Consider the following 14,297-nt stretch of genomic DNA (forward strand, 5'->3'; position numbering starts at 1 on the left):
TTTTGACTGACCGGGCCTGCGCGACACCGACTCGAGAGCTAAAATCGCCAGCTCGATTTTAGCGCTGATCCTGCAAAGCGAATCGATGCCTGACAAAAGGCATTCAATGCGCTTTTCTCCCTTTGGTCGCCAGCGTAACGGGCGCGGGATGGCTGTCGATGCTCCAGACGCAGACATGCGCACGCGTCGATAGTCGTTCGTTTCAGGAGCGAATAAATCGGTTCAGCATGCTAGATGCCCGACGGCGTGACCGGCTAGGACAAAAAACCCGGAAAAACTGCCAGTCGCAGGTGATGCGAGACAGGGATCAGCTGCGCACACAACCGTTCACCTCAGCCCTCTCTGCAGTTTCATACTCAAGTATCAGAGAGCGCACCCAACGCATGAACATCCTGACCTGATGTAGCACAGACGCCTGGCAACCCGGGTCGTAACCTGATCGCTGTCGGTAATACTCAATGGCTGCGTGCCGGGTGGTGAAGTCCATGAACAGAAATGATCTGCGTCGCGTCGACATGAATCTGTTGGTGGTGTTTGAAACGATGATGCATGAGCGCAGTGTTACCCGCGTTGGCGAGAAGCTGTTCCTCGGCCAACCGACGATCAGCGCCGCCCTTGGGCGTTTGCGTCAGTTGTTCGATGATCCGTTGTTCATTCGCGTGGGCAGGGTGATGGAGCCGACGGCGCGAGCGGAGGAAATATTCGCCAACCTGACACCGGCGCTGGATGGCATTGCTGCGGCGGTGAGCCGTTGCCAGTCATTTGAGCCGGGCACCAGTGAGGCGACGTTTCATGTGGGGCTATCCGATGATGTCGAGTACGCGCTGTTGCCGCGTTTGCTTCGGCAACTGCGCATGGAGGCACCGAACATCACTTTGATCGTGCTGCGCGTTGACCAGCAGCAAATGTCGCAACGGCTGTTCAATGGTGAAATTTCCCTGGGTATCAGCCATACGCTCGATCTGCCGGCGAGTGCGCGGCGCAAAAGCCTGCGTACCGTCCGGCCGATGCTATTGCGTGCCGACAACCGCGCCGAGGCAGTGACGCTGCAGGAGTTCTGCCAACGCCCGCACATCGTCGTGTCATCGGTGGGCAACGCGGCTGACGATACCGATCAGGCGTTGAGCCTGTCTGGGCGCCAGCGCAAGGTGGTGTTGACGGTGCCGCAATTCAGCGCATTGCCGAGGTTGCTGGCGCAGAGCGAAATGCTCGCCATTGTTCCCGACTATGTCGCCCGCGCGATGGCGTTGGCCCAAGGTATCCGGGCCGAGGCGGTCCCATTGTCGCTGCCGACGCGAAACCTCTCCATGGCCTGGCGCGGCGCGGCGCACAACGATGTCGGCCAGCGCTGGTTGCGTTCGCGTTGTCAGGCCTGCCTCAGTACGCCCGTCGAGTTGCAGGTGGTGCCGAAATTGTCAGCGCTCCGGCACAGCACTCAGTCTTGGCTGGCGGCGTATTAGCCGGATCAGGCGACTTCGAGCTGACGAATCAAGTCCAGCTGTAAGGGATCATTGAACTTCCATATTCAGTGCCTGTAAGAACTTCATCGTGCTACGGCCACGCACTTGATCTCCACAAGAAGACCCGGTCGAGCCAGCTCCGCGACGCCTATGCAGGTCCATGCACAAGTGCCTCTGGGAAAGACTGCATCCTTCACGCGTCTGAATGTCGGCATGTGCCGGTGAATATCGACATGATAAGTGGTCATTTCCACAACGTCTGCAAATGCGCAGCCACCGGCTTGCAAGACGAGCCGGAGATTTTCCCAGGCTGCCAGAAACTGCTGCTCAGGGTCTTCGATCACGGCTAGTTCCGGCGTGCGGCCCACCTGACCCGCGCAGTAAAGGGTTTTTCCAACCTTTACTGCGGGTGCATAACCGGCCTGCTCACAGAGCAATGTCATGCTGTCTGGAATAATGATCTGACGATCAGTCATGGTCGTGGCGCCTTATGAATAAACGGAAAAAAAATTAACCCAGATGCCAGAGCGGCGTCCATTCGAGTCATCGGCTCCATGATGTTGTAAATAAAACCTGTCTTCATCTCCACCTTCCTCATGATGCGTCGACAAACATTCATGCGAACAAGTAGGGAGCGCGCGGGATTGCTACGGCACTGCCATTGCAGCACTCTCACTGTTCAACTTTGTACGGGGTAAAGCATGGACTGGAGTGATATGCGAGTGTTTCTCGCGGTTGCCCGCACCGGGTCACTGGGTGCTGCCGCCAAGCTGCTCGGGGTCAGCCACCCGACGGTGGGGCGGCGCTTGCAGGTGCTTGAGCAGTCCAGCGGCCAGCCGATTTTCCTTCGCACCGCCCAAGGACTGGTGCTGACCGACAGCGGCGAGAAGGTCCTCAGCCTGGCGCAGGACATGGAGCAAAGTGCCTTGGCCATCGAAAGGCGCCTCGCCGGGGAAAGCGCCCAGCCTGAAGGTGTGTTGCGCATCTCTTGCGCTGACTGGTTCGCCTGCTATGTGTTGGCCCCGGTCCTGCGTGAGCTGGGTCAACGTTATCCATTGATCGTGCCCGAGGTCATCGCCGGGCATCGACTGTTCGACCTGGCGCGTCGCGACGCCGACATCGCGTTTCGAATCGTGCCGTTCACCGAACCGGATATCGTTCACCGCAAACTGACGACCCTGAGCTACGGCTTATACGCGGCCGTCGATGCTCCTGAGCCAAAACCCGAGGGCGAGGGGCTTGGCTTGATCACCATGAGCGTCGCTCAGTCTCATTACCCGGATGTGCAGTGGCTGCAGCAGCGTTACCCGCTGGCTCGTACCGTGTTTACCAGCAGCAGCCGCACCGTCCAGGCGCAAATGTGCGCGCAAGGGCAGGGCGTTGCGGTACTCCCGCGCGCGTTGGGCGATCGGCTGACAGCGCTGCGCCTGATTGATCCGCATGCGCCGCCACCGGGTCGCGATATATGGATGGGTTATCACCAGGACATGCGCCAGATGGACAGCTTGCGCGCCCTTGCCGACCTTGCTGCCAGCATGATCGGCTCATAAGCAGGCCGTTGACTCATTCGGTCGGCTGCATCGCAGCGGTCTGCAATCCGCCAGCCGGCTGGCGCGCCAGGGTAATGCTCAGTCCCGTACCGACTGTCAGGCAGGCCGCCATGCACATTAGCGAGACGGTGAAGGCGTGAGTGATGGCAGCTGCGGCCGTATTCGTTCCCAGCAGGGTGTAAAAAATCCCGCCGATGATCGCCACGCTCAGGGATGTGCTGATTTGCAGGGTGGAACTGGTAATGCCCGCAATCATGCCCGAGTACGCGGGCGCCACACGCCCGGTGATCATGCGCATCAAGGTTGGCAGTGCCAGCCCTTGGCCGAAACCGATCAAGAAGAGACTCACGGCAAGTGGCAGCGCAGCGGGGCTGGCGGTCATTGGCGTCTGTGTCACCAGCGCGGCCAGCAGCACAAGCCCCAGCACTTCCAGTGCCATGCCGACGGGATTCACATAGGCGCCCAGAACACGCCCGAACTGCCTTGTCGAGAGCGGCCCCAGCAAAAATCCGGCGCCGAAAGGCAGGAACACCAGACCCGCATCGAGTGGGCTCGTGCGCAGGGCGCCCTGTAGGTAAATGGAAAACAGCAGGAAAAACACGCCGATCGAGTAGAAGCTCAGCGCGACGAGCAACGCCCGCCCAAGGCCAGGCGCACGTAATGCCGCAGGATCAAGCAACGGTGCGCCGCCTGACTGGCGTAGCCGGGCTTCGTAGCGCCAGAACCACCAGGCCAGCAGTGGCACCGCTGCAAGCGACAGCCAGGCCCACAACGGCCAGCCCGCCTCACGTCCTTCGATCAGCGGCACGATCAGCGCCCCAAGGGTCAGAACAGAAAGTGCCGTTCCGCCCAGATCCAGCCGGGTGGTCTGTCGTGCACGGGTTTCCCTGACCACTGGAATAGCGATCAGGATCACCAGCAACGCAATCGGCAAATTGACCAGAAATATCGCCCGCCAGCCCAGGCCCATCAGGTTGAGCGATATCAAGATCCCGCCCAAGGCCTGGCCGATGACCGACGCCAGGCCAAAGACCGCGCCATACAGGCTCAGCGCCAACGGCTTCTCCGACTCGGGGAATATGGCCTGCACCGAAGCGAGCGCCTGGGGCGCCATGATCGCTGCCGTCACGCCTTGCAGCGAACGCCCGGCGATCAGCATCCACGGCGACTCGGCGAAGCCGCAGATCAGAGAGGCGACTGCAAATCCCACCAGGCCGACGAAGAACATCCTCATGCGGCCGTAGAGGTCACCCAGGCGTCCGCCGGTAATCAGCGTCACCGCATACAACGCCGCGTACGAGGAGATGATCAACTGTTCGGCGGAGGAGGCGGTGCCCAGCGATTGCTGAATCGAGGGCAGCGCCACATTGACGATAAAAAAATCCAGAGGCGGCAAAAACGCACCGACCAACAGGATGGCGAACATCAACCAGCGCCGCGGCTCCGGCGACGATACCTTTTTCGCAGGCATAGGAATCTCCTGTGTGAAACCGCTCGGATTTATGGAAAGGCGTGTTCAGATCTGCGACAGGCCGCCGTCGACCATCAGTTCCACGCCGTTGACATATTTCGCATCGGCCGAGGCCAGGAACAGCGCCGACGAGGCGATTTCTTCCGGCTGGGCCATATACCCCAGCGGCGTGATCTGCTCGACATGCTGGCGCAGTGCGGCAATGTCGCTCTCGCTCATGTTCAAACCGTTATTCATCAGTGGCGTGCGGGTGAACCCAGGGCTCAGGACATTTGCGCGGATCTTGCGACCTTTGAGTTCGTTGGCCCAGGTCCGGGCGAAGGAGCGCACGGCTGCCTTGGAAGCGTTATAGAGGCTCAGCCCTTCCATGCCGTTGCTGGAACAGATAGAAGCCGTCAATACGATCGACGCGCCATTTTTCATCAATGGCAGTAACGTCTGAACCGTAAAGAAGACACCCTTCACATTAATGTCGAACAGCTTGAAGTAAGCCGCTTCGGTGGTTTCGCCCAGCGGGTTCTTTTCACAAATACCCGCGTTGGCAAACACCGCGTCCAACTGATCATCGTGGGCTTCAATCGTCGCTTTCAGCGTGTCCAGATCCGTCTGCCGCGCGACATCGGAAATGACCGCAACGGCCTTATCGCCGAGCCTGACGACCGCCGCCTCCAGCGTGGCTGCAGAACGGCCAGTGATGTAAACCCGTTTCGCACCCTCTGCAATCAACCCCTGCGCAATCGCAAAGCCGATCCCGGTGGAAGCGCCGGTAACGACTGCAACCTGATTGGCGAATTTACCTGACATAGCTGACTCCTCGGTCCTGGGTGTGGATGCGTGTAACCACAGTGGCGGCCATTGTGAGAGGAGTCAGGGGCGGGCGGGACTGCCAGAAATGCACGTTGGTTGTTCAGTTTTGTGGGGGCGCCCTTGAGCGTTCGGTTGAACCCATGAAAAAATCATGTCCGCTGCCCGAGCGCTTATACTCGCTGGGCCGCTTGCAAAACCAATTCGAAAAACAGACGTGTCAGGGCAGACCATGAGCGACAGAACGGACACTCCGAATCAGCCAGTCAGCGACGAGACGCTGGGCGCCCGGCAACCCGTGGCCGTGCTGAACTTGCGCTGGCTGATACTCGCCCTCGTGTTGCTGTCTGTTCTGGCGACGTTGGCCAACAGTCTGATCACCGCCTACCGCGTGCAGCGTGATGCTTTGCTGGACCACGCGCTGCAATCGAACAGCGCCTATGCCGCGAAGGTCGCTTCGAGCCTGTCCGAATTTATTCATTCGGCGCAGAACCATCTGCGGTTTGGCGCCGATGAATTGGGCAAAGCCTGGGGTGATCCCAGCGTCATGCGCGGCGAAGCGCTTCGTCTGCAAAAACAGGACGCCGATTTCAACTCGATCGCCATTGTCGATAGCAATGCCAAGGTGCTGGAGGCGTACCCGGACGCCCTGCAAATCAATGGCTCTACCTTGCACTCGGATGCCATTCGCAACGCCATCGAGGCGAAGCGCTCCTTTATAAGCTCGGCTTACACGTCGTCGGCGGGCAATCTCGTCGTGTTCATTTCCGAACCCGTTTATGACGCTGCCCAGCGTTACGTGGGCATCATCGGCGGCTCGGTTTATCTGCGCGAGGACAACGCACTGCACACCTTGATCAGTCGTCACTTTCATCACGAAGGTACGTTTGCCTTTGTCGCCGATCAGGATCGCCAGTTGCTCTTTCACCCTGACGCGTCGCGCATTGGCGACACACTGGGATGGAGCAAAACCGTGGATGCAGCGTTACGGGGCGAAAGCGGCTCAATGACCGTACGTAATTACAAAGGCGTGCCCATGCTGGCCGGATACGCGCAGGTACCGGGCGCCGGCTGGGCTGTGGTCGCGCAGCAGCCACGGGAGATCAGTCTGGCGCCGCTGGAGACATTGATGCGCGATGTTCTGCGGGGAATGGTGCCTGCCGCAGTGATCGGCTTTGTGCTGATCTGGCTTGGCACCTTGCTGATCTGTCGCCCGTTGAACCAGCTCTCGCTTATCGCCCGACAGTTGTCGGCGCCGCAGGCGACAGAACAGCTTCACCACGTAAAAGCCTGGTACCGCGAGGCGTTTTCCATTCGCCAGGCGATGCTTGCCGGCGTGCAGTTGTTGCAAGCGAAGCTGGGCCGCCTGAGCCAGCAAGCATTTGCCGATCCCATGACCGGTCTGGCCAATCGCAGGGCCATGGATGAGGAACTGCGCGCCCTGGAGCGCGCCGGTCGGACGTATTCGGTGCTGTCGCTGGACATCGACCATTTCAAGCGGGTCAACGACACCTTTGGTCACGACAAGGGCGACCTGGCGATAAAACAGGTCGCACAAACCTTGCAAACCCATTCCCGTGCCGGCGATCTTGCATGCCGGGCAGGGGGAGAGGAGTTCTTGCTGATCCTGCCGGAAACCGACGTTGAATCGGCAAGCATCATCGCTGAGCGAATTCGTCAGGCCATTGCTACCTGCGATATTCCGACCGTGGGGCGCATTACCGCTTCGATCGGTGTGGCAACCTGTGAACATCTGCCAACCACGGCAGAGGTCGTCCTCAAGAAAGCTGACGAATGCCTGTACCGGGCCAAACAGGGCGGACGCAACCGGGTGGAATTCTGCTCACCCATGCCGTCAAGCACGCCCACATGAGCCTCGACCACTGATGCAAATCAGCAATCCCTGCACTTATCGACTGGTTTGTTGATTCTCTGTCGATTCCACGCTAAAAGCAGCATCAGGTGCCGAGCAAACGTCCGGGCCGGCAAACAGCAAGACGTGTCACGGCCCCATCATTCGGACGGTGAAATGAAGCGTTCAAAAATCATGCGGCGGGGAGTACTGCTGACCATCCTCGCGGTGGTCATTCCGTTAGGCATGACGTTCGCGGCTGGGTGGATGCTGTCGATCCATGCCGCACAGGAACGGCTGCAAACGCTGGCTGCGATCGCAAACGATCGCGCCAGCCAGACGTTTGCGCAGGCCACCCAGGCCCTCAAAAGCATCGCCATCACCGATCTGGAGCCCTGCTCGCCACAGGGCGTTGAGCAGATGCGCATGATCGCCATGAACACTTTTTCGGTCGAGTCAGTGGGCTACGAAGAAGATGTATTCGCCTGCACGTCGTGGGGCGCTGCGCCGCCTCGGTCAAAGGCATGGGCAGAAGACTTCGTTACCGACGATGGGGTCAAGGTCTCCCTTGATGCGCACGACGACAACGCGCTGATCAAGCCGATGCTGGCACTGCAATTCGCCGCGTTCAATGTGCTGGTGGACCCTGAACAGTTTCGCGAGGTCGTGCTGGATGAAGGCGTCAGGCTGGCTGTCGGTACGCGGCAGGGTCGCTTGCTGGGGCCGGCAGATTCGAATATGGCAAGCTTCCTCGCCTTGGTGCATCAAGGTCCGACACATGGCCTCAAGGACGGCTTTCTCTACACGCTTGTAGCTCAGGGCAACTTCACCGTCATCGCGGCGATCCCGCGAGAGGAGCTGTTGCGCAGCCTGGTGCAGCAGGTCTTGTATCTGCTGCCGATCGGTCTGGCAATTGCTGTGGGCCTGGTGTTCATGACCCTGCGTTGGTGGCGTCGCAAGCTGTCTCCTCTGGCCGCACTGGAGCGTGCCGTGCAGCGGCACGAATTCATCGTTCACTATCAGCCGATCATTGAGATCGAAACTCAGCACTGCATCGGCGCTGAAGCTTTGGTCCGCTGGCGAAAACCCAACGGCACGCTGATCTATCCGGACGTGTTCATTCCTCTGGCAGAGTCCAGCGGTTTGATTGAAGCGATCACCGACCAAGTGGTCAACAGCGTATTCGAGGATCTTGGCGAGATGCTGGCGCGTGACCGTTCGCTGCATGTGGCGTTGAACCTTGCTGCCGCCGACGTGTGCTCTGGAAGGTTGATACCGGCATTGTTGAACCAGGCCGCTCGCGTCGACGTGCTGCCTTCCCAGATATGGCTCGAAGTGACAGAGCGCAGCCTTATCGATCTGGCGCCAGCGAAGATGACCCTTGAGCGCGCGCGAAGCGCCGGGTTTGTTGTCGCGCTGGATGACTTCGGCACTGGCTATTCGAGTTTGCAGTACCTGCAGCAACTACCGCTGGACGTCCTCAAGATCGACCGCTCCTTTGTCGAGCAGATTGGCGAGGCCGAGCAGAGCAGCCTGTTGATCACGCACGTCATTCAGCTGGGCCACGCGTTGGCGCTGACCCTTGTCGCTGAAGGCGTCGAGGCACCGGCGCAACTGGGCTATTTGCGCGCAAATCAGGTGCGGTATGCGCAAGGATGGCTGTTTGCAAAAGCCATGGATTGCGCAGCGTTCAAAAAGCATTACCTGGAGAGTCGGCCCGGCACAGCAGCACCCGGTATAGAGGGTCATCAGCCCTCTCATCGGGTCTCGCCGGATCTGCAGCATGATTCATCTGGCTAATGGCCGAGATGTTGCTCAAACGTAGCCGCCCGGAGGCGGCCACGGTCATCTCATTTTTCCGTTCGGGTCAGCAACCTTGCGGGGTTTCACCGCGCGCCAGACGAGCGTTGATGTCTTCGATGACTGCCGGTAACTCGACGATCGTGTCGATCAGGTAATGCGGACGAGAGCCTTCGAACATTTTTGTGATACGGGCGCGTTCTTCTGCCAGCTTTTCGGGGCGCAACGCCTTGTACTGCTCGTAAGTCAAACCCAGGGCATTGCCGGAACAGGTCAGCGCGACCGTCCACATGCCGGCACTGCGGCCCTCAAGGATGCCGGGCCAGGTGTCGTCGACCTTGACGCAAGCGGCGACGTCGCTGACCCCCAGGGCAATCACGTTAGCCAGCGCCTGAGCGGGATGTGGGCGGCCATTGGGCACTTCGTCGGTCGCTACCACATGGTCAGCAACGTAGCCATTGTGGCGCGCCAGCTCCACTACTTTGGCCATGACCACGGCCGGATAACCCGAACAGGAGCCGATTTTCAAACCCTGCTCGCGCAGCGCATCGATGGTATCCAGGGCGCCGGAAATCAGCGCCGAGTGCAATGCGATCTTCTCGATTTGCAGCGGCATGAAACGCTCATAAAGCGCGGTGACGTCCTCGTCAGTCGGAAAGCGATCGAACACCGCGCGGTAACGTTCGGCAATCTGTGGCTGGTTGCATAAAGTCCGGATGTGGTCCCACTTTCCCATGCCCATGGGACCGCGTGCTTCCTCCAGCGAAACCGCTACGCCAAACTCAGCGAAGGCTTCGACGAAAATCTGCGTAGGGGCGAACGAGCCGAAATCCACGACGGTGCCGGCCCAGTCCAGAACCACGGCTTGCAGTTGAGCAGGTTGTTGGTAATGCATGGTCAATCTCCACTTTCAGGTAAGGGAAGGCCGTCCCTCTCATTCATGAGAAGTAGGCTTATCGTTTGTTGAAGTGCGTTACAGAATCAGATAACCGGCGTTGAACGGGCGTCGAACAACTCCGCAATCATTGGCCGGTTTCTACGAATACCCAGGCAGCACAAGTGGTAGTCGATGGAAAACGGGTGATTCACAAATGTGATGGGTTTGGTATTGGGGGTTTCGGCGTATTCGACGGCAGAGACAAACCCGATGCCGATGCCCTTGGCGATGGCATGCACGATCGCTTCACGGCTGTTCAACTGCATCACGCAGTTCAGCGAGACGCCGAGGCGCTTGCAGCTTTCTTCCACCAGCTGACGCGTGCGTGAGTTCTTTTCCCGGAGCACCCATTTCTCACTGCTGATCTGCTCGACATGGACCTCTTTCTGGCTTGCCCAGGGGTGGTCTTCGCGCACGACGGCAATGATCGGATAGCGCCGGTACAGTTGCGTATCAAAACGCTCATCGAATTCGGACAGCGCCAGAATCGCTACATCGATGTCGAAGTTGAACAGCCGGTTCAGCGTCTCCTTTTCCGGCGAAAACGAGGTCTCGATTTCAATGTCAGGGTGACGCTGCATCAATTCGTACGTCAGGTTCATCGCGATGGGCGGGGACACCGCACCCAAACGCAGCATGCCTGTCTTGCGTTGCTTGAAGCTCTGTAAGAGTTGCACGGCTTCATCCTCTTGGCCGAACAGGCCCTGGGTGATTGCATAAAGCTTGTGTCCCGCCGAACTCATTTCGATAAAGCGGCCGCGACGATGAAACAGTTCCACGGAAAACTTCTTTTCCAGTGCGTTGACCTGCTCACTGACTGTCGGCTGGCCGACGCTCAGGTATTCGGCGGCGAGCGTGAAGCTGCCGGTCTTCGCTACCGCGTGAAAAGAACGTAGCCACTTGTGGTACTGGTACATAAGAGTTCCCGTTGCCGAACCGCGAATCGATGCTTATCGCCGAATGAACAGCGCGACCACTGCGCTGCACAGGCAGGCGGTTGTGACCACGATGAAGATCAACGACGTGTTACCGGTACTGTCGAGCATACTGCCGATCAGCGGTTCCGCCAGGCCAGCGAACAGATAGGACGAAAAATTCATCACACCGGTTGCCGTGCCTGCACGCTTAGCTCCGACCAGATCGGGACAGAGCGCCCAGAAACTCGACGCAGGGCCGTACACAAAGAACCCGCAGAGGAACAGAGCGACAAGGCCGGTGGCGCTGTGCGGTGCCAACGTCCACATCCACAGACTGGTGGCGGCGCCGAGCACCATGTAGAGCATGATCGCCAGGTAGCGCTTTGAGCCGAACAGTTTGTCCGAGATCCAGCCATTGCTCAGCGCGCCGACGGCCATCCCGACCGGTAGGGCGACGGTGATCCACTTCGGATCGACCAGGCTGTCGCCGGTCTTCCAGTTCGCGCCCAGAAAGTGCACCGGTACCCAGACGATCAGGCCATAGCGTGCGGCGTTCTGAAAACCCAGGGAGACTGCAGCAATGATCAGACGAACGTTTTTCAGCACAGCCTTGTAGCGTTGTGCAGAGGTTTCGATTTCGCCCTGTGCCACTTCGTGACCCTTGTCATCGGCATTGGCGACCCCGGTGTCCACAGGCGGTTCGAAGCCCAGATCCTGCGGACGCTCGCGCGCAACCAGATAGAAAATGATCCCGCCCGCCAGCATCAACAGCACCGGTAAGCGAAAGATCCAGCGCCACTCCAGATGCATCACCTCAAGCACCACGATCGAGGTGACGTAGGACAGTACCGAGGCGCACCCGGCGGCGAACACATACAAGCCATACACCTTGCCGCGCTCGCCGGCACTCCACCAGTTGGAGATAAGCCGACTGCCCGGCGCCCATCCCAATGCCTGGAAATAACCATTGATGCCCCAGGGCAGGATCAGCGCGGCAAAATTGCTTGCGAAACTGGTCACCCAGTTAGCCATGCAGGACAGCACGGCCCCGGCGGTCATGATGCGGCGCCCGCCGTATTTATCGGCCAGGTTGCCGTTGATGGCCTGACCGATGGCATACGCCCACAGCATGACGGCCGATGCCCATCCCAGGTGTTCCTTGGTAAAACCGAATTCGGCCTGGATTCCGGGTATGGCGAAACCGAAGGTTTGCCTGCCGGTGTAGAAAAACAGATAGCAGAACATCGCTGCCAGCAACATGCGCCATTGAGCGACTCGAAATGATGCGGCGTGTCCAGCGAGAGCAGGCATGGTTTGAGCACGATTCATGATCTTTTCCTTATTATTGTTCGCTCTCACCGGAGGGTGTCGGCGGGTGCACTCTTTTCTGAGCGGTGCAGGAAATCGTCGCGACGGGTCACGCCGCTGACAGTGCTTGTCGGTTGTTGGATGCCGGGTTGGCGCTACGCAGCTTTAGCGCCGATAAAGTTCTTGCCCCTGGCGCCCTGCATGGCGAAATCAATCATTTGCTCGGCTTGCTCCGCCGTGACGCCATAGTCGGCAAATTCGGTTTTCACGCCGAGGCTGTGCAGGAATTCACGCAACTGATTCTGGGCCTTGTGCAGATCGTTGCCGAAAATTCGTTGCAGGGTACGGTCACGCGCGGCGTCGTGCCCCCAGGCCATGCCCAGCACCAGCGGCAACGTAAAGGAGCAGGCAATCCCGTGCGGCAAACCGTAACGCAGCGTCATTTCGTAGGAGATGGAGTGGGCGAGGGCGGTTTTGGTGTTGGAAAACGCCAATCCGGCCTTTAGTGCCGCCAGCGCCATGCGCGAACGCAGTTCGCTGTTGGCAAGATCGCGACGCAGCAGCGGCAGGCATTCCAGAATGTCCGCGATGGCGGAGATGGCGAACGTGTCCGAGACCGGATTGGCATTGACGTTCCAGACCGATTCCAGCGCATGAGACAAGGCATCCAGGCCGGTAGAGACGGTGACGCCACCAGGCACGGTCAGCATCAGTTGCGGGTCGATGATCGCGACCTTGGGCCAGGTGCACTCAAGGTGCAGCGAGTACTTTTTGTGGCTGGCCGAATCCCAGATGGTTGCCCAAGGCGTCACCTCGCTGCCGGTGCCCGCGGTGGTGGGCGCCGCGATCAATGCCTTGCTGCGCGCAGGGACGAAGGGCTTGCCGGTGGCCAGTAACGCGAGCAACTCATCAAAGCGGCCCGACTCAGTACCGACGATCAACGCTTTGGCGGTATCGATTGCACTGCCACCACCGACGGCGATGACCGCGTGACATTCGCCGGCTTCCTGCCAGAAACGTTCATAGGTATCACGCAGCTGGGCCACGTCAGGATTAGGCTGAACATCCTCGATCACGTACACCAGGCGGTCGCCCAGCAGGTCCTGGATGCGATCGACCAGTCCCAGCCCTCGCGCCTCGGGAAAGGTCACCAGGGCGACTGTCTGGTGTTCAGTGATGTCGGCCAGTTGATGCAGGCTGCCCCAACCGAATCGTGTATCAACGGGATTGTGAAATCGGGCAATCATGGTGTGTCCCTTGTTTTTGTTGTTGGAAGTGCCTCCATACTCGGGCGGCTTCAACAACAGCTCAAATCGATAATTCGCAGGCATCAATTGGTTGAACCGATAATGACCTGGACGGCTTGCCTGCGATTGTTCAGGTGTGAGCGCCACGTTGGATCGCGTTGCGCAATCGACCCGACAGTGCGTCAGCGATGATTACCATGAGCGTGATAACGATGATGCAGGTGGCCGTTTCCTGATATTTGAAAAGCTTCAGACTGCTTACCAGCTCGAACCCAAGCCCGCCTGCACCGACCATGCCGAGGACGGTCGCCGAGCGTAAATTGACTTCGAAGCGGTACAGCACCACTGCGATCCATGCAGTGATGACCTGCGGCAACACGCCGAACACGATGACTTGTAGGGGGCGCGCACCGGTGGCCTGAAGCGCTTCGATCGGGCCTTGGTCGATTTCTTCTATGCTCTCGGCGAAGAATTTTCCAAGCATGCCCATGCCGTGCAAAGCCAGCGCGAGCACGCCAGGGAAGGGCCCAAGACCTACCGCCGAGACAAATGCCAGAGCCAGAATCAGCTCATTGATGCTGCGAGTGATGTTCAGAAATTGCCGGGTTGCGTGAAAGACCAGGCGGTTGCGGCTCAGGTTGCGCGCCGCGAGAATCGACAGCGGCATGGCCATCAACACGCCGAGCAACGTGCCCCAAATAGCGATTTGCAATGTCTCCACGGCGGGCGCCAGCAGTCGAGGGAGAATGCTCAGGTCGGGTGGGACCGTGCGGGCAAGGAAATCACCGATTTGCGGCAACCCTGCGGCGAGTTCGCCCACGCTTAATTGCGCGCCGGTTGCGCTCCAGTGCAGCGTGAGAATCACCGCCAGTACGATCAATGCGGTGGATAGCCACCCACGCGGTCCGTGAGGCAGGTCCACGGTCCACAGATAACGTTGCTGTTTCATGT

12 protein-coding genes are annotated in these 14,297 nt (G+C 59.3%); 4 read left to right on the top strand and 8 right to left on the bottom strand.

The features are described from left to right. Positions 1-485 precede the first annotated feature (485 nt). Positions 486-1,460: a LysR family transcriptional regulator gene (locus M0746_RS10335; RefSeq protein ID WP_258449080.1), complete on the top strand. Its 975-nt coding sequence runs from the start codon at positions 486-488 to the stop codon at positions 1,458-1,460. 83 nt (positions 1,461-1,543) lie between these two features. Here M0746_RS10335 and M0746_RS10340 read toward each other — a convergent pair whose 3' ends face one another. Then, positions 1,544-1,936, bottom strand: a complete 393-nt coding sequence (locus M0746_RS10340) for a RidA family protein (RefSeq protein WP_258449081.1) — start codon at positions 1,934-1,936, stop codon at positions 1,544-1,546. A 225-nt stretch (positions 1,937-2,161) separates the two neighbouring features. On the opposite strand from M0746_RS10340, the gene M0746_RS10345 reads away from it, so the two are divergent. Further along, positions 2,162-3,010 carry a LysR family transcriptional regulator gene (locus M0746_RS10345; RefSeq protein WP_093101897.1) on the top strand — a complete coding sequence of 283 codons (849 nt, stop codon included), beginning with the start codon at positions 2,162-2,164 and terminating at the stop codon, positions 3,008-3,010. Positions 3,011-3,023: 13 nt separating this feature from the next. Here M0746_RS10345 and M0746_RS10350 read toward each other — a convergent pair whose 3' ends face one another. Both M0746_RS10350 and M0746_RS10355 read right to left on the bottom strand, forming a co-directional pair. Then, a complete protein-coding gene (locus M0746_RS10350) occupies positions 3,024-4,481 on the bottom strand; it encodes an MFS transporter (protein WP_258449082.1) in 1,458 nt (485 codons plus the stop codon). A gap of 45 nt (positions 4,482-4,526) precedes the next feature. Beyond that, the gene (locus M0746_RS10355; RefSeq protein WP_258449083.1) at positions 4,527-5,285 is read right to left on the bottom strand and encodes an SDR family oxidoreductase; all 759 of its coding nucleotides are present in this window, start codon (positions 5,283-5,285) and stop codon (positions 4,527-4,529) included. Positions 5,286-5,517: 232 nt separating this feature from the next. Here M0746_RS10355 and M0746_RS10360 point away from each other — a divergent pair, with 232 nt between their 5' ends. Together M0746_RS10360 and M0746_RS10365 are read left to right on the top strand one after the other, a co-directional pair. After that, entirely contained in the window at positions 5,518-7,158 is a 1,641-nt protein-coding gene (locus M0746_RS10360) for a sensor domain-containing diguanylate cyclase (protein ID WP_258451464.1), read from the top strand. Between the two features lie 156 nt (positions 7,159-7,314). Then, a complete protein-coding gene (locus tag M0746_RS10365; RefSeq protein ID WP_258449084.1) occupies positions 7,315-8,937 on the top strand; it encodes an EAL domain-containing protein in 1,623 nt (540 codons plus the stop codon). 67 nt (positions 8,938-9,004) lie between these two features. On the opposite strand, the gene phnX is transcribed toward M0746_RS10365, so the two are convergent. The 5 genes from phnX to phnE all read right to left on the bottom strand — a co-directional run bounded on the left by phnX (position 9,005) and on the right by phnE (position 14,295). After that, positions 9,005-9,832, bottom strand: a complete 828-nt coding sequence (phnX, locus tag M0746_RS10370; RefSeq protein ID WP_258449085.1) for a phosphonoacetaldehyde hydrolase — start codon at positions 9,830-9,832, stop codon at positions 9,005-9,007. 86 nt (positions 9,833-9,918) lie between these two features. Beyond that, positions 9,919-10,791, bottom strand: a complete 873-nt coding sequence (locus tag M0746_RS10375) for a LysR substrate-binding domain-containing protein (protein ID WP_258449086.1) — start codon at positions 10,789-10,791, stop codon at positions 9,919-9,921. 33 nt (positions 10,792-10,824) lie between these two features. Beyond that, positions 10,825-12,120 (bottom strand): MFS transporter, encoded by a 1,296-nt coding sequence (locus M0746_RS10380; RefSeq protein ID WP_258449087.1) that lies wholly within the window; start codon positions 12,118-12,120, stop codon positions 10,825-10,827. A 134-nt stretch (positions 12,121-12,254) separates the two neighbouring features. Further along, entirely contained in the window at positions 12,255-13,346 is a 1,092-nt protein-coding gene (gene psrA, locus M0746_RS10385) for an iron-containing alcohol dehydrogenase PsrA (RefSeq protein WP_258449088.1), read from the bottom strand. Between the two features lie 130 nt (positions 13,347-13,476). Further along, a complete protein-coding gene (gene phnE, locus M0746_RS10390) occupies positions 13,477-14,295 on the bottom strand; it encodes a phosphonate ABC transporter, permease protein PhnE (protein WP_258449089.1) in 819 nt (272 codons plus the stop codon). Between the last annotated feature and the right edge of the window lie 2 nt (positions 14,296-14,297).

Source organism: Pseudomonas sp. S11P7 (assembly GCF_023195435.1).
GTDB lineage: Bacteria > Pseudomonadota > Gammaproteobacteria > Pseudomonadales > Pseudomonadaceae > Aquipseudomonas > Aquipseudomonas fluorescens_G.